At 73.0% G+C, this 24,362-nt stretch carries 19 protein-coding genes; 9 read left to right on the top strand and 10 right to left on the bottom strand.

Going from position 1 to position 24,362, the window contains the following annotated elements:
* Nucleotides 1–151 precede the first annotated feature (151 nt).
* The gene (locus EBO15_RS36345) at nt 152–634 is read right to left on the bottom strand and encodes a SigE family RNA polymerase sigma factor (RefSeq protein WP_122199012.1); all 483 of its coding nucleotides are present in this window, start codon (nt 632–634) and stop codon (nt 152–154) included.
* Nucleotides 635–719: 85 nt separating this feature from the next.
* On the opposite strand from EBO15_RS36345, the gene EBO15_RS36340 reads away from it, so the two are divergent.
* A complete protein-coding gene (locus EBO15_RS36340) occupies nt 720–1,478 on the top strand; it encodes an inositol monophosphatase family protein (protein ID WP_122199011.1) in 759 nt (252 codons plus the stop codon).
* A 66-nt stretch (nt 1,479–1,544) separates the two neighbouring features.
* On the opposite strand, the gene EBO15_RS36335 is transcribed toward EBO15_RS36340, so the two are convergent.
* Together EBO15_RS36335 and EBO15_RS36330 are read right to left on the bottom strand one after the other, a co-directional pair.
* On the bottom strand, nt 1,545–2,447 hold the full coding sequence (locus EBO15_RS36335) for an RpnC/YadD family protein (RefSeq protein ID WP_122199010.1): 903 nt from the start codon (nt 2,445–2,447) through the stop codon (nt 1,545–1,547).
* Between the two features lie 169 nt (nt 2,448–2,616).
* Nucleotides 2,617–4,332 (bottom strand): LLM class flavin-dependent oxidoreductase, encoded by a 1,716-nt coding sequence (locus EBO15_RS36330; RefSeq protein ID WP_158628459.1) that lies wholly within the window; start codon nt 4,330–4,332, stop codon nt 2,617–2,619.
* A 170-nt stretch (nt 4,333–4,502) separates the two neighbouring features.
* Here EBO15_RS36330 and EBO15_RS36325 point away from each other — a divergent pair, with 170 nt between their 5' ends.
* Entirely contained in the window at nt 4,503–5,540 is a 1,038-nt protein-coding gene (locus EBO15_RS36325) for a CaiB/BaiF CoA transferase family protein (protein ID WP_122199009.1), read from the top strand.
* Nucleotides 5,541–5,588: 48 nt separating this feature from the next.
* Nucleotides 5,589–8,486, top strand: coding sequence for a helix-turn-helix transcriptional regulator (locus EBO15_RS47170; RefSeq protein WP_325051968.1), 2,898 nt, complete (start codon nt 5,589–5,591; stop codon nt 8,484–8,486).
* Between the two features lie 562 nt (nt 8,487–9,048).
* On the opposite strand, the gene EBO15_RS36315 is transcribed toward EBO15_RS47170, so the two are convergent.
* The 3 genes from EBO15_RS36315 to EBO15_RS36305 all read right to left on the bottom strand — a co-directional run bounded on the left by EBO15_RS36315 (nt 9,049) and on the right by EBO15_RS36305 (nt 13,247).
* Nucleotides 9,049–9,870: a class I SAM-dependent methyltransferase gene (locus tag EBO15_RS36315; RefSeq protein WP_122199007.1), complete on the bottom strand. Its 822-nt coding sequence runs from the start codon at nt 9,868–9,870 to the stop codon at nt 9,049–9,051.
* Nucleotides 9,871–10,048: 178 nt separating this feature from the next.
* Nucleotides 10,049–11,023 (bottom strand): lipoate--protein ligase family protein, encoded by a 975-nt coding sequence (locus EBO15_RS36310; RefSeq protein WP_122199006.1) that lies wholly within the window; start codon nt 11,021–11,023, stop codon nt 10,049–10,051.
* A 214-nt stretch (nt 11,024–11,237) separates the two neighbouring features.
* A complete protein-coding gene (locus tag EBO15_RS36305) occupies nt 11,238–13,247 on the bottom strand; it encodes an acyl-CoA dehydrogenase family protein (RefSeq protein WP_122199005.1) in 2,010 nt (669 codons plus the stop codon).
* A 223-nt stretch (nt 13,248–13,470) separates the two neighbouring features.
* Between EBO15_RS36305 and EBO15_RS36300 the strand changes: the two genes are divergently transcribed.
* From EBO15_RS36300 to EBO15_RS36290, 3 genes are all read left to right on the top strand, one after another.
* The gene (locus EBO15_RS36300; protein WP_233616683.1) at nt 13,471–14,193 is read left to right on the top strand and encodes an IclR family transcriptional regulator; all 723 of its coding nucleotides are present in this window, start codon (nt 13,471–13,473) and stop codon (nt 14,191–14,193) included.
* Nucleotides 14,194–14,288: 95 nt separating this feature from the next.
* On the top strand, nt 14,289–15,560 hold the full coding sequence (locus EBO15_RS36295; RefSeq protein ID WP_199745023.1) for an MFS transporter: 1,272 nt from the start codon (nt 14,289–14,291) through the stop codon (nt 15,558–15,560).
* A 113-nt stretch (nt 15,561–15,673) separates the two neighbouring features.
* Nucleotides 15,674–17,080, top strand: coding sequence for a polysaccharide lyase 6 family protein (locus EBO15_RS36290; protein WP_122199003.1), 1,407 nt, complete (start codon nt 15,674–15,676; stop codon nt 17,078–17,080).
* A gap of 93 nt (nt 17,081–17,173) precedes the next feature.
* Here EBO15_RS36290 and EBO15_RS36285 read toward each other — a convergent pair whose 3' ends face one another.
* From EBO15_RS36285 to EBO15_RS36270, 4 genes are all read right to left on the bottom strand, one after another.
* On the bottom strand, nt 17,174–17,956 hold the full coding sequence (locus tag EBO15_RS36285; RefSeq protein ID WP_199745022.1) for an enoyl-CoA hydratase/isomerase family protein: 783 nt from the start codon (nt 17,954–17,956) through the stop codon (nt 17,174–17,176).
* Between the two features lie 70 nt (nt 17,957–18,026).
* A complete protein-coding gene (locus EBO15_RS36280) occupies nt 18,027–19,160 on the bottom strand; it encodes an acetyl-CoA C-acetyltransferase (RefSeq protein WP_122199002.1) in 1,134 nt (377 codons plus the stop codon).
* Between the two features lie 176 nt (nt 19,161–19,336).
* Nucleotides 19,337–21,346 carry an MFS transporter gene (locus EBO15_RS36275; RefSeq protein WP_233616682.1) on the bottom strand — a complete coding sequence of 670 codons (2,010 nt, stop codon included), beginning with the start codon at nt 21,344–21,346 and terminating at the stop codon, nt 19,337–19,339.
* A gap of 150 nt (nt 21,347–21,496) precedes the next feature.
* Complete coding sequence (locus EBO15_RS36270) at nt 21,497–21,904, bottom strand: hypothetical protein (protein WP_233616681.1); 408 nt, start codon at nt 21,902–21,904, stop codon at nt 21,497–21,499.
* A 101-nt stretch (nt 21,905–22,005) separates the two neighbouring features.
* Between EBO15_RS36270 and EBO15_RS45530 the strand changes: the two genes are divergently transcribed.
* The 3 genes from EBO15_RS45530 to EBO15_RS36260 all read left to right on the top strand — a co-directional run bounded on the left by EBO15_RS45530 (nt 22,006) and on the right by EBO15_RS36260 (nt 24,239).
* Nucleotides 22,006–22,167, top strand: coding sequence for a hypothetical protein (locus EBO15_RS45530; protein ID WP_199745021.1), 162 nt, complete (start codon nt 22,006–22,008; stop codon nt 22,165–22,167).
* 199 nt (nt 22,168–22,366) lie between these two features.
* Nucleotides 22,367–23,194: a class I SAM-dependent methyltransferase gene (locus tag EBO15_RS36265; protein ID WP_122199000.1), complete on the top strand. Its 828-nt coding sequence runs from the start codon at nt 22,367–22,369 to the stop codon at nt 23,192–23,194.
* Between the two features lie 64 nt (nt 23,195–23,258).
* Nucleotides 23,259–24,239: a zinc-dependent alcohol dehydrogenase family protein gene (locus EBO15_RS36260; RefSeq protein WP_122198999.1), complete on the top strand. Its 981-nt coding sequence runs from the start codon at nt 23,259–23,261 to the stop codon at nt 24,237–24,239.
* Nucleotides 24,240–24,362: the final 123 nt, after the last annotated feature.

The raw sequence follows: 24,362 nt of genomic DNA, 5'->3' as shown, positions 1-24,362 counted from the left end.
CCCGCCGCGGCCGCGGCGCGCCGCCTGCGCCTGACCCGCCGTCCCGCCTCCCTGGCCGCGCTCGCGCGCACCCCCGGCGCGTCCGCCGGACGCGGCGTCGCGGCGATCTCGTCCAGCCGCTCCCTGAGCCCGTTCATCCCCTGCGCCTCGCTCATGTCCGTGTCCCCTCCAGCGACCGGCGCAGGGCCGCCAGGCCGCGCGCCGTGTGACTCTTGACCGTCCCGCCCGTGCACCCGAGCGCCTCGGCCGTCTGCTCCACCGACAGGTCGCAGTAGAACCGCAGGACGACCACGGCCCGCTGCCGCGCGGGCAGGGCCTTCAGCGCCTCACGAAGATCGACCGCCATGTCCGGATCGTCCGGCCGTCGCGCCGCGTCCGGGACGTCCTCCACCGGCCGGACGCGCCGCCACCACGACCCGCGCTGCTCGGCCAGGTACACGCGCACGAGGACCGTCCGCGCGTACCCGTCGAGATTCCCGCTGGCCTCGGCCCGCCGCCAGTGCAGGTACAGCCGCGTGACCGCGGTCTGCACCAGGTCGTCCGCCCGATGCCAGTCGTGGCACAGCAGGTACGCGACCCGCTGCAGCCAACCCATGCGCGCGTCCACGTACGCGACGAACTCGTCATCCGCCATGTGCCCGCCTCAGCCTCGAAAGCCTCACGCACCCCTAATGCGTCCGGCGCGCCCCCGGGTTGTCACACATGCCAGCCTTGTCCGAATGACCGACCTCTCCGTCGCCCTCGCCCTGGCCGACCTGGCCGACGCCGTCACCCTCCGCCACTTCCGCCGGAAGGACCTCGCCGTCCGGGCGAAACCGGACCGCACCCTGGTCACCGAGGCGGACACCGAGACCGAGCGGGTCCTCCGCGCCCACCTCGCCCACCACCGCCCGGACGACACCATCCTCGGTGAGGAGGCGGGCGGCGCCCGGGGCCCCCGCTGCTGGCTCCTCGACCCGGTCGACCACACCGGCAACTTCGTCCGCGGCATCCCCGTCTTCGCCACCCTGATCGCCCTCGTCGAGGACGGCGTCCCGACCGTCGGCGTCGTCAGCGCGCCCGCCCTGGAACGCCGCTGGTGGGCGTCCCAGGGCCAGGGCGCGTACGCCGACGGCGCCCCCCTCCGCGTCTCCACCGTGGACACGCTCCCCGAGGCCGGCCTCTCCTTCGCCGCCCTGGACCGCTGGGACGACCGCTCGCTCCTCCCGGAGATCGCCGACCTCGCCCGCCGGGCCCGCCACAGCTGGGGCTCGGGGGGCTTCTGGTCCCAGATGCTCGTCGCCGAAGGCCGCCTGGACGCCGCGCTCGACCCCTGGGGCAAACCCTGGGACCTGGCCGCCCCGAAGATCATCATCGAGGAGGCCGGCGGCCGCCTGACCGACCTCTCCGGCACCCCGACCATCGACCACGACGCCGCCCTGGCCACCAACGGCCTCCTGCACGACCACCTCGTGGCCGCCTTGACGCCGCGCACCTGAAACGAGGACGGGCGTGCCGCCACATCCGCGACACGCCCATCCACCCCTACCGAGAGAGGCCCGCCGTCACCCGAAGACGTCCTCCTCCGTCGAGGCCGTCACCGCCCGAACCAGCCACTCACGCAGAACGTCGGGGTCGACGCACTCCCGCACCCGCTCCCGCGCCTTGTCGGACACGACGACCCCACGCCCCTCGAGCACCACCAGCAGCGAGTCCCCCAGTCCCCGGACACGCCCTTCGGCGCGGCCCTCGGCACGCCCTTCGGCGCGGCCCTCGGCAAGGCCCTCCTCGCGGAGGACCGAGACGTAGCGCGGGTTGTAGGTCTTCACGAACTGCCTCCAGAGCTCCCGGGTCTCTCCGAGGAGACCGGCTTCGACGAACTCGTTCAGGTTCCGCTGAGCGGAGTCTTCTTTCGCCTCGTTGAGGGCCAGGGCCAGCGGCTCCAGTATCTCATCCGGCATCGGCGAGCGACTGTGGACGAGGGCGGAGAGCACCCCGAAGGCGTGGTCCCTGCGGATCTCTTCGAGGGTGGTCAGACGGGGGACGTTGTGGGGGCCGAAGACGGCCACGCGGACGACCATGGTCGTCCAGCCGTCCAGGCCGATGGTGATCGGCTTCTCGAACCGGAGCGCGTCGTCGGCGTCGTGGGTGATGACGACGAGCAGGACGTCGCACTCGTACTTGTCGTGGACGAAGGCCACGTAGTACGGCCAGCGGCTCTTCTTGATCTTCTTGTCGTCGAGCTGCGCCTCGAAGATCAGGGCGATGTCGCGGCCGTCGGTGCGCAGCCTGACCAGGGAGTCGACGCGCCGCTCGACGGCCTCGATGGTGGTGAGGTCGACGTTGAGGATCTCGGCGTCCCGGACGGGGGGAAGGGACAGTCCGTGGACGCGTTCGAGCGCCCGTTCGATGGTTCGGGGGTTGTCCCGCGCCAGCTGGTGTAGCGCTTCGTGTCGTGGTGTGACCATGGGGCGAAGTTACGTAGCGCGCATGTTCGATCACTGGGAATCGCGTCGTGATGGTCTCAAGTGATCAGGGTGGTCGTCTCTTTGGGGGAGATTGGGCATGGGTATGCGCGATCGGTTTCCCTATGGGAGGGGACTAGTTTGCGTTGGCGCGGCCACTGCGCCAATGGTTTTAGTACGGGGATGGGCCTCCGAACATTTCGCTTAGGCGGGGGGTCAGTTCGAAGTCGCCTTGGATGTCGAGGCGGCCGTCCATCAGGAGGCTGGCGGGGTTGGCGTCGCCGACCAGGATGCGGAGGAAGTCGGGTGTGGACGCCGCGAGGGTGAGGGCGGGGCCGCGGGACGGGCCGGGGTGGGCGTGGGCACGGTCGCCGGTGATCGTCATCGTCCAGGTGGTGGCGGATCCGGCGGCGGTCGTGAGGCGGAAGTCGATGTCGCCCTTGAAGCCGCCCGCCATGGACGGGTCGAACGCGCGGGCCATGCCGCCGAAGAAGGCGCGCTGGGCGCGGGGGCCGAAGCGGCGCTCGATGGCCTCGTCCGAGGCGTTGTGGACGATCCGGAACAGCCCCCGCAGGACGCGTCGCCCGGCCTCGTGCCGCAGGTCGCCGGCCGTCGGACGACGCAGGCGCGGCCCCCGGTGCGCGCGGGCCACCTCGGCGGCCTCGTCCATGCGGTAGCCGATGGGCAGTGATCGGGCCGGCTTGCGCCGTTCCAGGGCGCGTTCCATGGCCGGGGCGAGGCGCGCGGCCTTCTCCGCTTCGCGTTCTTCGCGTCCTTCGGCGAAGCGCGGCAGGACGGATTTCCCGAACAGTTCGAGCGACTCGCAGATGTGCTCGTGTTTGTTGGGTCCGGCTTGGAGGACGAACCCGATCTGGTCCACGCCCGCGTTCTCGTAGCGGCGGATGAGGTCGGCCACCTGATCCGGTGTTCCGATCGCCCCTCGAAGGGATCCGACGTTCACTCGAAGTGCCTGCGCGTTGGCGATGATCTGCTCTCGGTCGAAGCCTTGGGCGGCCCGGCGCTGTTCGAATGCCTCCCACACATTCGTGCGTCCCGGGTCGTGCGGGGTCGTTCCGTAGTAATGGGCGAGGGCGAAGCCGAAGAAATGGGCGCCGTCGATGCCGCGCTCGATCGCCGTGGCCTCGTCTTCGTGCAGCATCGCTGGCAGGACGACGCACACGTTGGGGTTGACGGCGAAACCGGCCGGGACGCATTCGTCCGACTCGATGATGCGGTAGTACTCGTCCACCCATTTGGCGGCGTCCTCGGGCTCGACGAAGGAGAACGAGAGTGCGCCGATGCCGTTCCGGGCGGCGAACTGGATGGTCTCGCGCCGCGAGCAGGCCACCCAGAGTGGCGGGTGGGGCTTCTGGACGGGTTTCGGGATGACATTGCGCGGCGGCATCCGCAGGGACGGCGAGTTCCAGCCCGCGAAGGGTTCTTCGACGAACATGCGGGTGACGGCGTCGATCGTGTCCTGCCATTGCGCCCGCTTCTCGGTGCGCCGGATCCCGAATCCGCCGAGTTCGGCGCTGGAGGACGACTCCCCCGTCCCGAACTCGACGCGTCCGTTCGACACCAGGTCGAGCGTGGCGATCCGCTCGGCGACGCGGGCCGGGTGGTTGACGCCGGGCGGCAGCTGGACGATCCCGTGCCCGAGCCGGATCCGCTTCGTCCGCTGCGACGCCGCCGCGAGGAACACCTCCGGCGCGGACGAGTGGCTGTACTCCTCGAGGAAGTGGTGTTCGACCTCCCAGCAGGCGTCGAACCCGACCCGGTCGGCGATCTCGATCTGGTCGAGGGCGTCCTGGTAGAGCCGCAGCTCCTGCCCGTCGTCCCAGGGTCTCGGCAGCTGGTGTTCGTAGAAGAGCGAGAATCGGATCTCCACCACCTCCACCGTCCTGACCAGGCCGGACGGCCCGGCGCGCGACAACCGCCCCAGCCCAGCGTCACCCCGCCCGGACACCCCGTCAACACCCCGAGTTCAACCAAGCGCTCGCTTGACGTCATCCCGTCGCAGGCGGGACGGTGGCCTCGTCGAGGCGCGGGAGGGCTGCCATGGGACTGCTGGACGGCGTACGGGTGCTGGATCTGACGACGTGGCGTCCCGGCCCCTACGCGACACAACTGCTGGCGCGGTTCGGGGCGAACGTCGTGAAGGTGGAGCCGCCGGGCGGCGAGCCGATGCGAGCGTTCCGGTCGCATTTCGACCTGCTGAACCAGCACAAGCGAAGTGTCGTGCTCGACCTCAAGACGGAAAGCGGTCGAACAAGGTGCCTTGAGCTGGCCGCAGGGGCCGAGGTCTTCGTCGAGGGGTTCCGCCCAGGCGTGGCCGAGCGGCTCGGGGTCGGCCACACGGACGTCAGGACGGCGAACCCGGCACTCGTCTACTGCTCCCTGTCCGGCTACGGAGCCGAAGGACCACTGGCGGACGTCCCCGGACACGACCTGAACTACCGGGCCTACGCCGGAGCCCTCGCCCCGGAAGCCACCTCCCCCGCAGCAGACGAACTCCCCCTGGCGGACATGGCGGCGGCCACGATGGCGGCGTTCGCGATCACCGCCGCCGTCCTGCACGCGCGCGCGACCGGGGTGGGCGAGCGGATCGATCTGGGGATGGCGGACGTCCTGGCGAACTGGGTGGCGACCGTCCCGGAGGCGACGAACCCCAGGACGCACCGGACGGGCCCCGTCGCCGGATACGGCGTGTACCGCACGGCCGACGACCAGGCGATCACGCTCGGCGTCGTCTCCGAGGACCGCCTCTGGACGGCCGTATGCCGCGCCCTAGGCCTGGACGGCATCGCCCACCTCGGTTTCGCCGACCGGCTCGCGCGCACGCACGAGCTGAACAAGGCGATCGAGACGGCCATCGGCGAGCTCCAAGCGGACGAGGCGTTGCGGCGGCTCGGCGCCGAGGGCGCGCCCGTGGCGCCGGTCCTCGGCAGGGCCGGGATGATGGTTCATCCCCACTTCGCGGCGCGCGGCGTCGTCGTGGACGGGACGGTCGGCAGCCCGGTGCGGACGACGGTGACACACCCCCTGCCACCTGGGCCGGTACCGGAACTGGACGAGCATCGCGGGCAGTCCTGGTAGCGAAATATCACAGGAGAAGTGCGCGAAACGGCTGGCATGCTGGGAGTCGTGAGCGCATACGGGACGTCCCCCATCATGGTCGGCCGGGCGGGGCAGCTCGACCTGCTGACCGAGGCCCTGGCCGCCGCGCCGGGCGCGGTGCTGGTGGGCGGTGAGGCGGGGCTGGGCAAGTCCCGGCTGATCCGCGAGTTCGGCGCGGCGGTCAAGGACGACGCGCGCGTCCTGGTGGGCGGCTGCCTGGAGCTGGGCTCGGAGGGCCTGCCGTTCGCGCCGTTCACGACCGTCCTGCGCGGGCTGGTCCGGGACGTCGGCGTGGACGGCGTGGCGGAGCTGCTGCCGCGCGGCACGACGTCCGGGCTGGCGCGGCTGCTGCCGGAGTTCGGCGAGCCCGAGTCGGACGCGGCGTCCGGCGAGGAGCGGGCCCGGCTGTTCGAGACGATGCTGACGCTGCTGGAGCGGCTCGCGGAGCGGTCCCCGGTCGTGCTGGTGATCGAGGACGCGCACTGGGCCGACCGGTCCACCCGCGACCTGCTGTCGTTCCTGGTGCGCAACGTCGGGTCGGCCCCGCTGCTGATCGTGGTGACGTACCGGTCGGACGAGCTGCACCGGTCCCATCCGCTGCGTCCGCTGCTCGCGGAGCTCGGCCGGGTGGAGCGCGTGCGTCGCCTGGACCTGCCCCGGCTGTCCCGGGACGAGATCGGCGAGCTGGTCGCCGACATCCTCGGCCGCGCGCCGGACCCCGAGCTGATCGACACCGTGCGGTCCCGCAGCGAGGGGAACCCGCTGTTCGTGGAGACGCTGGTCGGCTGCGACGGGGAGCTGGTGTGCGAGCTTCCCGAGACCCTGCGCGACCTGCTGCTCGCCGGGGTCGAGCGGCTTCCGGACGAGACGCAGGAGGCACTGCGGGATGCCAGCGGCGGCGGAACCCGGATCGATCACCGGCTGCTCGCGGCGGTGTCGAGGCTGGACGACGCGGCGCTGACCCGCGTGCTGCGTCCGGCGGTCGCGGCGAACGTCCTGGTGGTGGACGGCGAGGGCTACGCGTTCCGGCACGCGCTGATCCGCGAGGCCGTCCACGACGACCTGCTGCCCGGTGAGCACACCCGCCTGCACACCCGGTACGCCGAGGCGCTGGAGGCGGACCCGGACCTCGTCCCCGCCGACCGGCTCTGGCACGAGCTGAGCCACCACTGGCACGCCGCGCACGACGCGCTGTGGGCGCTCGTCGCGTCCTGGCGCGCCGCGGGCGAGGCGCGCCGCCGCGTCGCGTACGCCGAGTGCCTGGACATGCTCGCCCGCGTCCTCGAGCTCTGGGACCGGGTGCCGGACGCGGCGGAGCGCATCGGCGCGACGCGGATCGAGGTGTTCGAGCAGGCCGTCCTCGCGGCCGAGAGCGCCGGGGAGCTCGACCGGGGCGTGAAGTACGCGACCGGGGCGCTGAAGATGCTCCCGGACGAGCCGGAGAACGCGAGCCGCCGCGCCGCGCTGCTGGAGCGCCGCGGCCGCATGCTGTTCGACCAGACGATGCCGGGGGCCGCGGACGACCTGCGCGAGGCCGTCCGGCTGCTGCCCGCGGACCGGCCGACGTCGCAGCGCGCGCGGGCGCTGAACACGCTCGCGACGGTCGGCCGGCTGCTGCAGAACTCCGACGAGCCGCGGCGGGCCGCGCACGCCGCCCTGGAGCTCGGACGCCGGCTGGGCGACCGGCAGGCCGAGGTGGAGGCGCTGCTCGCCCTGTCCTGCCTGGACTTCGACTACGGCGCGGGCTACGGCCAGGAGGACCCGACCGAGCGGCTGCTGGAGGAGATGCGGGTCCTCGCCGACGCTGAGGGCGACGAGCGGCTGCGGCTGCGGGTCGCGGTCAACCGCTCCCACTTCCTGGAGGGTTCCGGACGGCACGCCGAGGCCGTGAAGGTCGCCTGCGACGGGGTGGAGAAGGCCCAGGCCAACGGCGTCGCCCGCACCCAGGGCGCGTTCCTGGCGATCAACCAGGCCGAGCCGCTGGTCTCGCTCGGCCGCTGGCACGAGGCGGAGGCGCTGCTCCGCCGCACCATCGACCAGCGTCCGCCGCGCAAGATCCGCACCTCGCTGTTCGCGCTCGCCGGGGAGATCGCGACCGCGCGCGGCGATCTCGACCGGGCGGTGCGGATGCTCGGGTACGCCCGCGAGGTGACCTGGCCGAAGGTGCAGGACCTGTTCGCGACCCGCCGTCTGGAGGCGGGGATCCGGCTCGCCCAGGGACGTCCGGACGCGGCGCTCGTCGCCGCCGAACCCGTCCTCGGCACCCACGACGAGTCGCTTCCGGACGACTCGCGCTACGCGTGGCCCGTCCTCGTCCACGCCGCGATGGCCTGCGCCGAGCTGGGCGGAACGGCGGATCTCGAGCGCGTGGAGAAGCGCGCGGAGGCGACGCTGGTCCTGGGCACGCTCCAGCGGGCGTGGAAGCTCACGTACGACGCGTCCGCCGCGCGCGCACGCGGGGACCTGGACGCCGCCGCCTGGGACGAGGCCGCCTCGGCCTGGAACGCCCTGGCGAACCCGTACCACGAGGCCGTGGCCCTCTCCTGGGCCGGGCAGGCCGCCCTGCACGCCGGGGACCGGGACGCCGCCCGCGCCCGCCTGGCCCGCGCGACCGACCTGGCCCGGGGCCTCGCGGCCGTCCCGCTGCTGGACCGGCTGTCCGCGCTGACCCAGCGGGCCCGGCTCGGCGCCCAGGCCGACCCGGGTGAGGCCGCGCCGTTCGGCCTCACCCCGCGCGAGTTCGAGGTGCTGCGCCTGGTCGCCGAGGGGCAGAGCAACCGCCACATCGCCGAGGCGCTGTTCATCTCGACGAAGACGGCGAGCGTGCACGTCTCCAACATCCTGGCCAAGCTGGGCGTCGCCGGTCGCGGCGAGGCCGCCGCGACCGCGCACCGCCTCTCCCTCTTCACCCCGGCCTCCCACTGACCGCGGGCCGCCCTCCCGCGGGCGGGCCCGGCGGCCTCCCCCCTCAGAGGCCGACGGGCCGACCGGCGGGGGCCGCCGGCCCGGGCGCGCCGTGGGAGGGACACGCCCGGACCGGCGGGATGGCCGCCGCCGGAGGGACGCCGCACCAGGGACCGTCCCACCGGCGGCGTGCTCCGGGGGTGGCCGCCGAGTTCCCGGACGTGGTCCGTCCCGGGACCGGCGACGGCGTCTCCCCTCCCGGACCTCCGCCGCCGGACCGTCGGACCACACGGGAACTTCAGTGGCCGTCCTCACGGCGCGGGGCGTACGGGACCTCGCGGAGCTCCTCCGCTTGGAGGGGCGCTCCCCGGCCGTTCGGACGTCACCGAGTCTGCCGGTCGGCGCCCGCGCCGGCATCGGCCAACCTCCCGAGCCGGGGTACCTAAAACCCCATACGGATGCCGCCCGCGGGTACCGAGCGCCCAAAGAACAGGGCCCGGTCCACCCAAGAGGTGGACCGGGCCCCGCCGGACGCGAAGGCGCCGCGTCCCAAGGCGCCGCGTCCCAGGCCCGCGGTCTCCGCTCAGCGGGGGACGCGGGCGACGCAGAAGACGGTCTGCCCGAACGGCGGCCGGACGATCCGCTCGATCGCCCGGGTCGTCGGGATGACCGTCCGGTCGTAGATCTTGACGAGCCGGGGGTCGGGGTAGCCCGCGCCGCCGCGGCGGACGGCCGCCCACCAGGCGATGCCGCCGAGGAAGTTGATCGGCTTGAGCACGTCCGGAACCAGGCCCGCGTCGCGGACGGACTTCTCCAGCGTCGCCGGCGTGTACCGCTGGACGTGCCCGACCTTGCGGTCGAAGTCGCCGTACAGCTGCGGGTAGCCGGGGACCCAGATGACGATGCGGCCGCCGGGCTCGGTCACGGCGGCGAGGTCGCGGAGGGCCTGGACGTCGTCCTTGATGTGCTCCAGGACGTTCATCATCACGACCGTGTCGACCTTCTGCCGGATGTCGATCTCCGCCGGCAGTTCGAGGTCGATGACCTCGACGTCGTCGTTGCCGTCGTAGCGCTTGCGCAGCTCACCGACGCAGTAGGGGTCGTTGTCGGAGACGACCAGGTAGTCGAGGCGGCCCGCGAACTGCTCGGAGAAGTGGCCGAGCCCGGAGCCGATCTCCAGCAGCTTGCGGCCCACGTGCGGGGCGACCATGTCGTACTCGTACTGGCGGTAGTTGCGCGCCTCGTCGCCGCCGAGATGGTTCTCCAGCGCGCCCTCACCGGCGGCGGGCTGGACGACGTCCTCGCCCGCGGCGGGCGCCGCCGCCGCGGCGGGCCGCTTCGGGCCGCTGCTCAGCAGGCTGAGGACGCCGCCCATGATGCTCTTCTTCTGACCTGGTGACTGCATACTTCCCGCTCGCTCGGGTGCTGTTCGGCAGGGGCCGATGCCGATCTCGGGCACAAGGACGGGACAGTCTACCCACAGTGGGCACCCCGGACGGCCCCTCGGACCGCATGGACCCGGACGAGGAAAAGGCCAGGTCAGCGGGCGGTGAACGGCACCTCTGCCATCGGTTAACCTCCGGTCAGCCGCCGCTGAACTCCCGGGCGGGCCGCCGAGGGCCCGCGGGGCCCGACAGATTCCAGGTCACATCTCCGTAGCGGACGCTGTAGAGGTGGTCGCGGACGGCCTGCTCGCCGGGATCCGGACGCCGGGTACGCGCGATTCCGTAGACGTCCATGATCTCACTCAGCACGGCCGCGCGCACGGCATCGAGCGTGATCGGCCTCCCCAGGTCGGCGAGCGTGCGCCGCTCACCCCCACCGGACGGCGCCCCGCCGGACGGCCCCCGTCCGAACGGCACCCCGCCGGACGGCACGCCGCCGCCCGCACCGCCCCCGCCGCCCATGCCCCGCCGGGCCTCCAGCCGGACGCCACCTTCCCCGCGCCGGGCCTCCGGCGGGATCAGGTACGCGGGGCCGTAGGCGTTGATCGGCGTGACGTGCACCGCGAGATGGGTGAGCACGGCGTCCCGCGCCCGCAGCCGCGCCGCCTGGACGATCCCCCCGCCGGTGAGGACGTCCTGCGGGTAGCCGAGCCGTCCGAGCGCCGTCCCGACGAGGACGTCGAGGTCCGGCCATTCGGCGGGGATGCGCCGCTCTCCCGGTCGAGGTCGTCTGACCAGCGAGAACAGCAGTGTTCCGGAGTCGGTGTAGACGGCGCCGCCGCCGCTCGCCCGCCGGACGACCCGGACGCCGTCCCGCGCGCAGGCGGCGAGGTCCACGACCTCCTCGACGTTCTGGAACCGGCCGATCACCACGCTCGGCGCGTTCTGCCACACCCGCAGCACCGGGACGGCCCGTTCGGCCGCCGTGCCCCCGGACGGGACGCCGAGCGGCAGGACGCCCGGCCGGGGCGGCGGCACCGTCCCCTGGCCCGAAGGTCTTCCCCCAGTGCGGACGGCCCGCCGCCCGCGCGGACCGGGCACCCGCGCCAGGGCCTCGTCCAGCGCGAGGTTCCACGCCGGTTCCCGAACGTCGTCGACGATCATGCTGAGCATCCCGCCGTCCCTCCGCTCACCTCCGTGTCGGCCGTCTCGGCCGACCTGGCCGCCGGGGCAGCCCGGCGGCCGCGCGGGCACCGGGTGGCTGCAACATACCGACACACCGCAGAGATGACAGGCGGAGAGTTTTCATATGGTGACACTGTGCGATGATCCGCAGGTAGTCCGGCCTCGCGGGACTCTCATTTCCAGCCCGGAAATCCGAGGACCGTCAGCCGATGAACCGATGGACGTCGTCCCGTTCGGTCGGGCCGAAGTCGGCGGCCGCGATCCACGGACCGGGCAGGGACGGGTCGAGCACACCCTCCTCCAGCCAGCGGAAATCGCCGTTGAGCACCTCGCGGGCGAGGCGTCCGTCCTCCGCGTCGGTGTTGTGCCACAGGCCGTCGAACAGACCGTCCACGCGGACGCGCGCCTGCCGGCAGAACACGTCGGCGAGCCGGATCGCCGACGGTCCGGGCTCGGTGCCCTCGCCGACCGGGTCGCCCTCGGGGTGCGCGTCGGCGTGGGCGCGCACGCAGACCGCGCTCATCGCGTAGAGCTCCGCGCCGATGTCGACCATGCGCCCGAGGAAGCCCTGCCGCCGTTCGAGTCCGCCCTGCCAGCGCGCCGCCGCGTAGAAGGTGGAGCGGGCGAGCTTGCGTGAGGCGCGTTCGACGTACCGCAGGTGCCGCGCCAGGGGCCCGAACTGGCCGTACGCGCCGGGGCGCTGCCCGGAGCCGGTGACGAGCGTGGGCAGCCAGCGCGCGTAGAAGCCGCCCGCGCGCGCCGCCGCCCGGGCCTTGTCGGCGGCCGTGGCGTCCGGGTCGATGATGTCGCCGGCCACCGACAGGTGGGCGTCCACGGCCTCGCGCGCGATCAGCAGGTGCATGATCTCGGTCGAGCCCTCGAAGATCCGGTTGATCCGCAGGTCGCGCAGCACCTGCTCGGCCGGGACGCCGCGCTCGCCGCGCGCCGCCAGCGACTCGGCGGTCTCGTAGCCGCGCCCGCCGCGCACCTGGACGAGCTCGTCGGCGATCCGGCACGCCATCTCCGACGCCCACAGCTTGGCCAGCGCCGCCTCGATCCGGATGTCGTTGCGCTCGTCGTCGGCGAGCTGTCCCGACAGGTCGAGCATGGCCTCCAGCGCGTAGGCGGTCGCGGCGATGAACGCCACCTTCTTCGCGATCGCCTCGTGCTCCCCGACCGGACGTCCCCACTGGACGCGTTCGGCCGTCCATGCGCGGGCGATGCCGGTGGCCCACTTCCCCGCCGCCGCGCACATCGCGGGCAGCGAGAGCCGTCCGGTGTTCAGCGTGGTCAGGGCCACCTTCAGGCCCGCGCCCTCCGGTCCGACCAGGTTCTCCGCCGGGACGCGGACGTCGTGGAACCGGGTCACGCCGTTCTCGATGCCGCGCAGCCCCATGAACGCGTTGCGGTGCTCGACGGTGATGCCGGGGCTGCGCATGTCCACGACGAACGCCGAGATGCCGCCGCGATGCCCCTCGCTCTTCGGGACGCGCGCCATGACCACGACGAGGTCGGCGACGACGCCGTTGGTCGTCCACAGCTTCACCCCGTTGAGGACGTACGCGTCCCCGTCCGGGACGGCGGTGGAGCGCAGCCGCGCCGGGTCGGACCCGACGTCCGGCTCGGTGAGCAGGAACGCGGTGACCGAGCGGGCGCTGGCCGGCAGCCACGCGGCCTTCTGCGCGGCGGTGCCGAACAGCTTGACCGGCTGCGGGACGCCGATGGACTGGTGCGCCGACACGAGGGCACCGAGCGCCGGGCTGCACGACCCGATGACCATCAGGGCGCGGCCGTAGTGGTACTGGCCGAGGCCGAGCCCGCCGTACCGCTCGGGGATCTTCATGCCGAGCGCGCCGAGCTCGCGCAGCCCCTTGACCACGTCGTCCGGGATGCGGGCCTGCCGTTCGATCTGCGCCGGGTCCACCTGCGTGGCGCAGAACTCTCGCAGCCGGGCCAGGAACTCGTCACCCTTCCGCCGGGCCTCGGCGTCCGGACGCGGATGCGGGTGGATCAGGTCCAGGCGAAGGTCGCCCAAGAAGAGCCGCTTACCGAAGCTGGGCAGCCGCCACTCGCTCTCGCGGGCCTCCTCCGCGACCTTCCGCGCGGTGCGCTCGTCCACATGCGTCCCGCCCTGGGGCGCCTGGTCGCGCTGCCCACCGGCGCGGGCGGCATGGTCCGGCCGCTGGTCCGGCCGCTGGTCCGGCTGCTTCATGCCGACTCCCTGGACGTGCTCCCGGGGGCTCTTTCCGTGAAGTCACGCCCGGAACGCGCCGCTGAGGAGGGCCCGGGAGGAGACCGTCTTGGCGAAAACCATCCCCCGTGGACACGGAAGGTGATCCAATGGTCGCGTACCGCCCATGTCTTGGCCACTGCCCGGCCGGAGGGGTTCGCTGTGCGTGATGGATGAGACACGGAGACCAACTCTCATCTCCTCGGTGCAGCGCGCGTTGCGGCTCATGGAGGCCGTGGCCTCCCACCCCAACGGCGCGCCCGCGAAGCAGCTGTCCCGCGAGGCGGGATTGCCGCTCGCCACCACCTACCACCTGCTCCGTACCCTCGCGCACGAGGGTTACGCGCTCCGCATGACCGACGGCGCCTGGGTCCTCGGCGACCGTGTCCACTCACTGCAGGGACAGGCGCGCGCGCAGCAGCTGCTGACCCGCATCCGCCCGGCGCTGGTCGCCCTGCGGGACGAGCTGGGCGTCGCGTCCTACTTCGGCATGCACGTGGACGACGAGATCCGCATCGTCGACATCGCCGACGGCCCGCGCGCGCCGCGCGTGGACCTGTGGGTCGGGTTCGACGAGGCCGCGCACGCGACGGCGATCGGCAAGTGCATGCTCGGCCAGCTCGACGAGGAGCGGCGCCGCGACTACCTGGCCCGGCATCCGCTGGTCGACCTGACCCCGCACACGATCACCGAGCCGCGCCGCCTGATGCGGCTGCTGAGCGCGCAGGCGGACCTGTCCCTCGACCATGAGGAGTACGCGCTCGGCACCGGCTGCGCGGCCGTCCCGGTCACGGACGCGACGGGCACGGTCGTCGGCGCGCTCGCGATCTCGTGCCGTTCGACGAAGCTGCCGAAGGTGGAGGCGCGGGCGCACCGGATGCAGGCGACGGCGGCGCGGATCCAGCGCACGCTGAGCCTCACCCTCTGAGACCGATGTAACTGTCGAAACGGCATTGACGAGTTATGCCTGCCGCCGTACGGTCGTGACTGTCATTTTTCAGTATGACAGTTACGGAGGGCGTGGTGACACGGAACCGGCTGCCCCGCGGCGTGTGGCTCCTGGCCGCGGCGCGGGCCGTGAACCGGCTGGGCGCGTTCTCGGTGCCGTTCCTGGCGGCGCTCACCGTCGCCCGGTTCGGCGCGAGCCCGTCGACGGCCGGGCTGGTCACCGCCGCGTTCGGGGTGGCGACGATCCCGTCCCGGCTGCTCGGCGGACGGCTCGCCGACCGGATCGGACGCCGCCGCTCGATCGTCCTCGGGCTCGCCGGGTGCGCGGTCGCGCAGCTCGCCATCGCCGCCGCCGGGACGACCTGGCAGGTCCTGGCGTTCGCGGTCCTGCTCGGGCTGGTCTACGAGATCTACGAACCGGCGAGCCAGGCGCTGATCGCCGACGCCGTCGCCCCGGCCGACCGGGCCCGCGCCTACAGCCTGTTCAGCGCCGCCCTGGCCGCCGGGGGCGCCGGCGCCGGGCTGATCGCGGCCGCCGTCGGACGCTGGGACCTGCGCTGGCTGTTCGTGATCGACGCCGCGTCCTGCCTGGCCTGCGCGGTGGTGGTGCGACGCGTCCTGCCGCTCGACAGGCCCGCGCGCGGCGGAGCCCGGCGCGGCGGCCCCTCGCCGTGGCGGGACCGGGCGCTGCTCGCCCTCCTCGGCACCGGGACGTTCTACGCGCTGGTGTTCACGCAGGTCACCGTCGCCCTGCCGCTGTCGATGGCGCACAGCGGCGGGGACGCCGCCGACGCCGGGATCCTGTTCACCGTCTCGGCCGTCACCACGGTCGCGGGCCAGCCGCTGCTGCGCCTCGGACGCCTGGCCGCGCTGTCCACGCCGGTGACGCTCGCCTCCGGGTGCGTCCTGCTGGCGGCCGGGTTCTCCGGGTACGCCGTGTTCTCTGGAGACGCGGCGCTCTCTGGTGACGTGGTGTTCTCTGGAGACGCGGTCGCGCGGGGGCTCGTCCCGCTCGCGGTCGCGACCGTCGTGTGGAGCCTGGGCGACCTGCTGATCTTCGGACGCGTGTACGCCGCCGTCGCCGGGATCGCCCCGCCGGACGGACGGGGCCACTACCTGTCGGTGTACGGCCTGAGCTGGGGTTTCGCCGCGATCATCGCGCCGGTCACGGCGACGCGGATCCTTCAGGACGCGGGCGTGACCGTACTGTGGGCGAGCACCGCCGCGCTCTGCCTCGTCCTCGCGGCGCTCCAGTTCGTCCTGGTCAGGCCCCTCCTCAGGGACGCGTCACCCGACACGGTCCAGGAGGGTCGGGGTGCGGAGCCGGTTCCGGCACTGCTGGATTGAGCGGATGTACGCCGGTTGAACACTCGTGTCGTAGTTGACGCTTTCGTCCCCGCTCCAGGGCGTTCCGCTTCTACACTGCCGCGAGCCCAGGCGATCACGGAGGTCACTCGACGATGCGACGGACGGCACGGATCTCGGTACTCACGGCGGGCGCGGGCGTGCTCGCCTGCGGGGCCACGGCGGCCATGGCGGTCGCCGCCACCGGCGGCGGGCACGGGACGGCGGTCTCGGCGGTGGCCGGGCGGACCGTCCTGGCGTCCTCCCCTGCGGACCTGCAGAAGAAGATCGACACGGCGCGTCCGGGCGACACCGTCCTGCTCCGCGACGGCACGTACGCCCTGGCCAAGCCCGTGACGATCACCGGGCGGGCCGGGACGAAGCAGGCCCGGATCACGGTCGGCGCGCAGCACACCGGCAAGGTCGTCCTCACCGGGACGGACGGGATCACGCTCTCCCGCTCCCCCTACGTGACCGTCGCCGGGTTCGTGTTCCACACGCGGCAGGCGCCGTCCGTGCCCGCCGACTCCCCCGGCGTCCGGCTCACGCGCAACACCTTCCGGCTGGCCGAGCCCGCGACCAAGAACAACTGGGTGGGCGTGGAGGGCGACGACGTCCAGATCGACCACAACACGTTCGCGCACAAGCGGTCCCAGGGCGTGTACCTGCAGATCAGCGGGCCGGGGACGACCATGGCCCAGCGGACGCGCGTGAACGCGAACCTGTTCGGCGACCACGGGTACGCGGGGGCGAACGGCGGCGAGTGCATCCGGCTCGGGTACGGCGACAAGGGCGCGGTCCCGGCGCACGCGGTCATCGAGGGCAACCTGCTGGACCGCGCGAACGGCGACGCCGAGGGGATCTCGGTCAAGTCGTCGAACAACGTCATCCGGTACAACACGTTCCGGAACAGCAAGGGCTGGATCGTGCTGCGCTTCAGCAACGACACCCAGGTCTACGGGAACGACCTGTTCGGGACGTCCGGCATCCGGTTCTACGGGCGCGGCCACGACATCCACACCAACTACGTCGAGGGCGGCGTGACCGTCGGCGGCGGCACGTCCGACCCGAACGCCTACTGGCCGGCCGACCATGTCCGGTTCACGCACAACACCGTCCTGGGCCAGGTGAAGAGCGACCACTCCGGCGGCGGCAAGGCGCATGACCTGACCTTCACCGACAACGTCGTCCGGACGGCGAAGGCCCCGGCCGTGAGCCTGAGCGTCCTGAACCCGGTGTTCGCGGGCAACCTGTTCTTCGCGCCCGCGACCGGCGCCCCGGGCGTCCCGGCGTCCGGCTACCGGTTCGCGGACCCGAAGCTGAAGCTCAGCGGCGGCCTCCAGCACCTCGTCAAGGGCAGCCCCGCCGTGAACGCCGCGAAGAACCCGTTCCCGGGCACCGGAGCCGACATCGACGGCCAGCCCGCCACCGGCCCCGCCGACATCGGCGCCGACGAGCTGTCGTCCGCCCGCGTCACCCGCGTCCCTCTGAGCGGCGCGAACGTCGGGCCGTCCGCCTCCTGACGTCCGCCGGTACCGGTCGCCGGCCGGACGCCCGTCGCCCCGGGCGTCCGGCCGGCGGCCTCCGCCACGTCCTCCGCCACGTCCTCCGCGGCGTCAACGGCCCTGGTAGTGAGGGGGCCGCTTCTCCAGGAAGGCGGTGATGCCCTCCTTGGCGTCCTCGGTGGCGGCGAGCTGGACGAGCTCACCGAGCAGGTACTCGACGGCGTCGTCCAGCGGGCAGCCCTCGACGGCGAAGAAGGCGTCCCGGCCGCGGCGCAGCCCGATCGGCGACTTCGCCGCGATCGTGCGGGCCAGGGCGTCCACCCGGGCGTCCAGCTCGGCGCGCGGGACGACGTCGGTGACCAGGCCGATCTCGCGGCCCTCGGCGGCGGAGATCCGCTCGCCGGTGTAGTAGAGCCGGAACGCCTGCTTGGGCGCGACGTTCCGGTTGATGATCGCCATGATCATCATGGGCCAGAGCCCCACGTTGACCTCGGGCGTCGCGAGCTTCACGTCGTCGGCCGCGACGACCAGGTCGCAGGCGGCGGCGAGGCCGAGCCCGCCCGCGACGGCGTGCCCGGCGAGCCGCGCGATGACCGGCTTGCCGAGGGCCGGGAACGCGGTGAACAGCCGGAACGGCGCGCTCGCCCGCAGTTCCTCGCGGGTCGCCGCCACCCCGGACGCCGCCAGCCCGCCCAGGTCGGCCCCGGCGCAGAACGCCCGGTCGCCCACCCCGGTGAGGACGACGACCCGGACCTCGTCGTCGTCTCGTGCGCGCGCGAAGGCGTCGAGCAGCTCGTCCACCATCGCGTCGTTCAGCGAGTTCCGCGCGTCCGGGCGGTTCAGGGTGATGCGCGCGATCCGATCGGCCACCGAGTACAGGATCGTCGAGTACACAGGCCCTCCCAAGAAGAACGGGCGGGACCACCCGCGTGGTCCCGCCCGGACGATGTCAGAAAGCCGACCGTCAGAGGCGCTCGATGATGGTGGCGTTGGCCTGGCCGCCGCCCTCGCACATCGTCTGGAGGCCGTAGCGGGCGCCGGTGCGCTCCAGCTCGTGCAGCATCTTGGTCATCAGGATGCCGCCGGTCGCGCCCAGCGGGTGGCCGAGGGCGATCGCGCCGCCGTTCGGGTTGGTCTTCTCCAGCGACGCGCCGGTCTCGTGCGCCCACGCCAACGGCACCGGCGCGAACGCCTCGTTGACCTCGAACACGTCGATGTCGTCGATGGACAGGCCGCTCTTGGCGAGGGCCTTCTCGGTCGCCGGGATCGGGCCGGTCAGCATGTAGACCGGGTCCGAGCCGGTGACGGCGAGGGTGTGGATGCGGGCGCGCGGGGTGAGGTTGTGCCGCCGGACGGCCTCCTCGGACGCGATGAGCAGCGCGGACGCGCCGATGGAGATCTGCGACGCCACGGCCGCGGTGATGACGCCGCCGTCGCGCAGCGTCTTCAGCGACGCCATCTTCTCGAGGGTGGTGTCGGGGCGGGCGCCCTCGTCCTTGGCGAGCCCGGCGAGCGGGGCGATCTCGCGGTCGAAGTGGCCCGCCTCGATCGCCTTGGCGGCGCGCTGGTGCGACTCCAGCGCGAACCGCTCCAGGTCCTCGCGGGTGTAGCCCCACTTCTCGGCCATCAGCTCCGCGCCGCGGAACTGCGAGATCTCCTGCATGCCGTAGCGCTCGGCCCAGCCCTCGCCGTACGGGAAGTCGAGGCCCTGCACGATGGACGCGCCCATCGGCACCTTGGCCATGTGCTCCACGCCGGACGCGACGACCAGGTCCTGCGTGCCGGACAGCACGCCCTGCGCGGCGAAGTGGATCGCCTGCTGGGACGAGCCGCACTGGCGGTCGATGGTCACGCCGGGCACGTTCTCCGGCAGCCCGGCCGACAGCCACGCGGTGCGCGCGATGTCGAGGGACTGGCCACCGACCTGCATGACGCAGCCCATGATGTTGTCCTCGACCGCGGACGGGTCGACGCCGGTGCGGTTGACCAGCTCCTTCAGGACGTGCGCGCCGAGGTCGGCGGGGTGCACGTCCTTGAGCGCGCCCTTCTTGGTACCGACGGGGGTACGGACCGCGCCGACGATGTACGCCTCGGCCACTACGCCTCCAAAAAGCCAGGGGTTGGTGGTTCCGTCCCGAAACCGAGTGAGATTCGGTCAGTCAGTATGAGATTACCGCGCCCCCGGCGCAATCTCGTGTGACCTGGGTCTCGGATCCCGACCGGTATGCCGATCCGCCCTGGTGGAAGCGGTCCGCCCTGGCGGAAACGGTCCGTCTAGTGGGAGCGGTGGCGGCGCGGCGCGCGGTGCCGTCCGCCGGTGCCGTGGACGGCGCGTCCCTCGGTGTCGTCGCCCAGCGTCGCGCGGGAGATCCGGGTCAGGACGTCGGCGAGCTCCGGGTTCTCGTCCGGCGACCAGTCGGAGATCTGCCGGGCCAGCCCGGCGCGCCGCGCGTCGACCAGCCGCGTCGCGACGTCCTCCCCGCTCTTCGTCGGGGCGAGGACGCCCTCCTCGGACGTCACCAGCCCCCGGTCCACCAGGCTCCGGACGTGCGGACGCCCCTCCTCGACCGTCACCCCGGCGCGTTCGGCCAGCTCGTCGCCGGACACCGAGCGGTCCCGGGCGATCCGGCACAGCGCCCACATCTGGGCGGGCGGCAGGTCCACCCCGGCGGCCTGCGCGAGCCGCGCGTACAGCTCCATCGCCTCCGGATCGCACCGGATGAGCTCGCTGAGCGCCCGCTCGGCCTGGTGCCGCGACGAGCCGTCCCCGGGCGCCTGGACGCTCCCCGCCGAGGCCGCGCCCGAACGCAGCGGCGTCTCCTTCATGAACCAGGTCAGCACGCACGCGACGAGCGCGACAGGCACCGCCCACAGGAACACCGTGGAGATGGCGTCCGAGTAGGCGTGCAGGATGTCGGCCCGGACGTTCGGCGGCAGCCGGTCCATCAGCTTCGGATCGCCCTGGACGGCCGTCAGGTCGAACCCGCGCGGCAGCTCGCCCTTGCGCGCCAGCGCGGAGATGTTGTCCGCGAGCCGGTTGGCGAACACCGTCCCGAACGCCGCGACGCCGAACGACCCGCCGATCTGCCGGAAGAACGTCACCCCGGACGTCGCGGCGCCGAGGTCGGCGTAGGGCACCCGGTTCTGCACCGCGATGACCAGCACCTGCATGACCAGGCCGAGGCCGAAGCCGAGCAGCGCGAACCGCAGGCTCATCGTCCACGTGGACGACCCGACCCCCATCCGCGACAGCAGGTACAGCGCCAGCGCGACGAGCGGCGTGCCCACGATCGGGTAGATCCGGTACCTGCCGTTCCGGCTGATCAGCTGCCCGGACCCGATCGAGGCGACCAGCAGCCCGAGCATCATCGGCAGCAGGTGCACGCCCGACATCGTCGGCGACACCCCGTGCACGACCTGGAGGAACAGCGGGATGTAGACCATCGCGCCGAACATCGCGAAGCCGATGACGAACCCGATCGCCGACGACAGGTTGAAGGTCGAGTCGCGGAACAGCCGCAGCGGGATGATCGGCTCGGACGCGCGGTGCTCGGCCCACACCCACGCCACGATCAGCACGACCGCGAACACCCCGAGACCGATGATCTGCGGCGACACCCAGTCGTACTGCGTCCCGCCCCAGGTCGTCATGAGGACCAGCGCGACCGACCAGCCGATGATCAGCGCCGTGCCCAGGTAGTCGATCCGGTGCCGGTGCCGCTCGGACGGCGCGTGCAGCGCGAACGCGATCGCGACCAGGGCGAGCAGCCCGACCGGCAGGTTGATGTAGAACACCCAGTGCCAGGACAGGTTGTCCACGAACCAGCCGCCGAGCAGCGGCCCGCACACGCTCGACACCCCGAAGACCGCGCCGAACAGGCCCTGGTACCGGCCGCGCTCGCGGGGCGGCACCACGTCCCCGACGATCGCGATCGCCAGCACCATCAGGCCGCCGCCGCCCACGCCCTGGATCGCCCGGAACGCGATCAGCTGGTCCATGCTCGCCGACAGGCCGCACAGCGCCGACCCGACCAGGAAGATCACGATGGACGCCTGGAACAGCCGCTTGCGCCCGTACTGGTCACCGAGCTTGCCCCACAGCGGCGTGCACGCCGTCGACGACAGCAGGTACGCCGTCACCACCCACGACAGGTGGTTGAGCCCGCCGAGGTCCCCGACGATCGTCGGCAGCGCCGTCGACACGATCGTCTGGTCCAGCGCCGCCAGCAGCATCGAGAGCATCAGCGCGCCGAGGACGACGCCCAGCTCCCGGCCCTTCGGCATCTGCCGGCCAGGTTCTACCGCTTCTTCCGCAGCTGTGGACATACCGTGACCCCCAAGGCGCCCGGTCCCCCCGAACCGTCCGTTTCTCGGAGGGACCTACCCCGGCGGAGCACAAAGATCACGTGATGGGAGGGCCTTCGGGCCCGGCGGTCAGGACACCAGGTCGCGGGTGACCTTCGCGGCGCCGAGGGCGGCGGTGCCTCCGGCGATGCCGACGGCGCCCGCGGAGACCCACAGGGGAAGGCCGGGACGGCTGCGGAGGCCGTTCACGGTGTCCAGGCCGTCCACGACGAGGCCGAGGCGGGCCCAGGTCCGGCGGGCGTGGCCGCGGCTCAGCAGGTAGCCCGCGCCGAGGGCGATCTCGCGGGCGGCGAACATGCGGGTGACGTAGTCGCGTCCCGCGTCGGAGTCCTTGCCGAGCCCCATGACCTTCACGGTCAGTCTCGGGGCGGCGAACGCGGCGAGGCCCAGCGCGACCCGGCCCCGGGCGACGTTCAGCATGACCGCGTCGAGCCGCTCGGCGACGCCCTTGTTCTTGGTTTCCGTCACTTCAGCCACGAACGGGAGGTTATCCCCCGGGGCGACCGGCCGGTAACCCGCCTCTGACCGAGTTATCGTCGGGGGTGAAGGCCAGTCCCCCCGAGCGAAGGTGGCCGTCCATGCAAGCTCTGCTCGCCCTGATCGTCACCGGGTTGCTGATCGCCTTCTGCGTGCGGTGGGTCGCCGCGAGACTGAAGCTGCGCTCGCCGACCCGGATGGCGGTGATCACCGTGTTCGCGCTGGTCGCGCTCGCCTTGTTCGGCCATCAGCTCGGCAGCTGACGGCCGCTCTCCGCCGCCCCTCGGACGACCGGGCGGACTTGATCTACATCGAAGTCGAACCTTCCGGCGTGTCACGGAGTCATAACTGACGAAACCGGCTTCAGCCCTCCCCTCACCGCCACCGGGCGTTCCTCGACCGGCGGCGGCGGGACGGGGACCCCGCCGCTTCGCCGCCCCCGAGCCGAGGGAGAGTCCTGACGTGCCGCATCCGGCCACCACACTCCACGAGCCCGGCCGCGCCGTCGCGCCCCACCTGCGGCGGCTGCTCGAGTTCGCCGAGCCCCGCGCCGACGACGTCTGCCTGGACGTCGCGCGCGGCCCGGGCCCGCTCCCCGCGGCGCTCACCGGGCTGGTGCGGCGGGTCACGGCCGTGGACGCGGCGCCCGCACGCCGGCCGCAGGCCACCCGGACGCCCACGACGACGTTCGCGACCGGCCCGGTGCGCATCGCCGACCTCGGCGACGAACCGTTCGGCGAGCCGCTCGACGCCGTCCCGCCGTCCGACGGGTCGCCGCTGGAGGTGCGCCGCCTGCCGCGCGGCGCCGTCCGGGCCGACGCGTGCGCGCTGCCCTACCTGGACCGCTCGTTCTCCCTGGTCACGACCCGGTTCGCGCTGTTCCACCTGGGCTGTCCCGAGCGGATGCTGCGGGAGCTGCTGCGGGTCTGCCGCCGGGACGGGCGCGTCGTGATCGCCGACCTCGTGCGCGGCAACACCGCGGGCACCGACCGGGACCGGATCGAGCGGCTGCGCGACCCGAAGCACCCGGGCACGCCGTCCATCGCGGGCCTCACCGAGCTGGTCGTGTCCGCGGGCGCGAACGTCCGGCGGCTGGACGTGCTCACCGTCGAACGCCCGCTGGAGCCGTGGCTGGCCGGGGCGTCCGACCCCGACGCCGCCGACGTGATCCGCACCGAGCTGCTGGACGAGGTGGACGGCGGCCCGCGCACCGGCGCCAAGCCGCGCATCATCGGCGGCGAGCTCTGGTTCACCCAGTCCTGGGCGCACCTGGCCGTCCAGCCGATCTAGACCTGCCCACCGGTTCCGGGGGCACCCCAGGGCGACAGGCGCGTCCCGGCGTAGCGTGGGATACATGCGCGCGTGGACGGTTCCCGAACCGGGGACGCTGCAGCGGACCGAGCGGGACGTGCCCGAGCCGGGCCCCGGCGAGGTGCTCGTGCGGGTCCTGGCGTGCGGGGTTTGCCGCACCGACCTGCACGTCCTGGACGGCGACCTGCCCGTCCACCGGCCCGGTGTCGTCCCCGGCCACGAGATCGTCGGCGAGGTCGTGGCGGCCGGACCGGACTGCCTGCGCCGTCCCGGCGACCGCGTCGGCGTCGCCTGGCTGCGCGGCACGTGCGGCGCCTGCCGGTTCTGCCGCCGGGGCCGGGAGAACCTGTGCCCGCGCTCGGTCTACACCGGCTGGGACGCCGACGGCGGCTACGCCGAGTTCGCCCTCGGCGTCGACGCGTTCACCTACCTGCTCCCCGAGGGGCTCGACGTCACGAGCACCGCGCCGCTGCTCTGCGCGGGGATCATCGGCTACCGGTCGCTGCGCCGCGCCGACCTCCCGCCCGGCGGACGCCTCGGCATCTGGGGTTTCGGCGGATCGGCCCACCTCACCGCGCAGATCGCCCTCGCCGAAGGCGCCGAACTGCACGTCTACACGCGCAGCCAGGAGGACCGCGAGCTGGCGCTCGACCTCGGCGCGGCCTGGGTGGGCGACTCGTTCGACGTCGGCCCGTCCCCGCTGGACGCCGCGATCTGCTTCGCGCCCGCCGGTGACCTCGTCCCGGCCGCGCTCGAACGCCTCGACCGGGGCGGCACGCTCGCCGTCGCGGGCATCCACCTCTCGGACGTCCCGCCGCTGAACCACCGGCGCCACCTGTTCCAGGAGCGCGAGCTGCGGTCGGTCACGGCCAACACCCGCGCGGACGGCGAGGAGTTCCTCACCCTCGCCGCCCGCCTGAACCTCCAGGTCACCACGCACGAGTACCCGCTGGACGAGGCGGACCGGGCCCTCGACGACCTCCGCGCCGACCGTTTCGCCGGCGCGGCCGTCCTGATCCCCTAGTGCGCTGACCGGAAATGATCACCGGGTTGGGTGACACGCCGTCGGGCTTGCCGGGTTCGGGCGGGTTCTGTGTCCAGACTCGATCCCGTCGGGATCGAGTCTGGGGAGGTGGCGGGTGGCGGA

The organism is Actinomadura harenae (assembly GCF_003696215.1).
GTDB classification, from domain to species: Bacteria; Actinomycetota; Actinomycetes; order Streptosporangiales; family Streptosporangiaceae; genus Spirillospora; species Spirillospora harenae.
The sequence above is the reverse complement of the archived record's forward strand: the minus strand, read 5'-3'. Positions and strand labels throughout refer to the sequence as shown.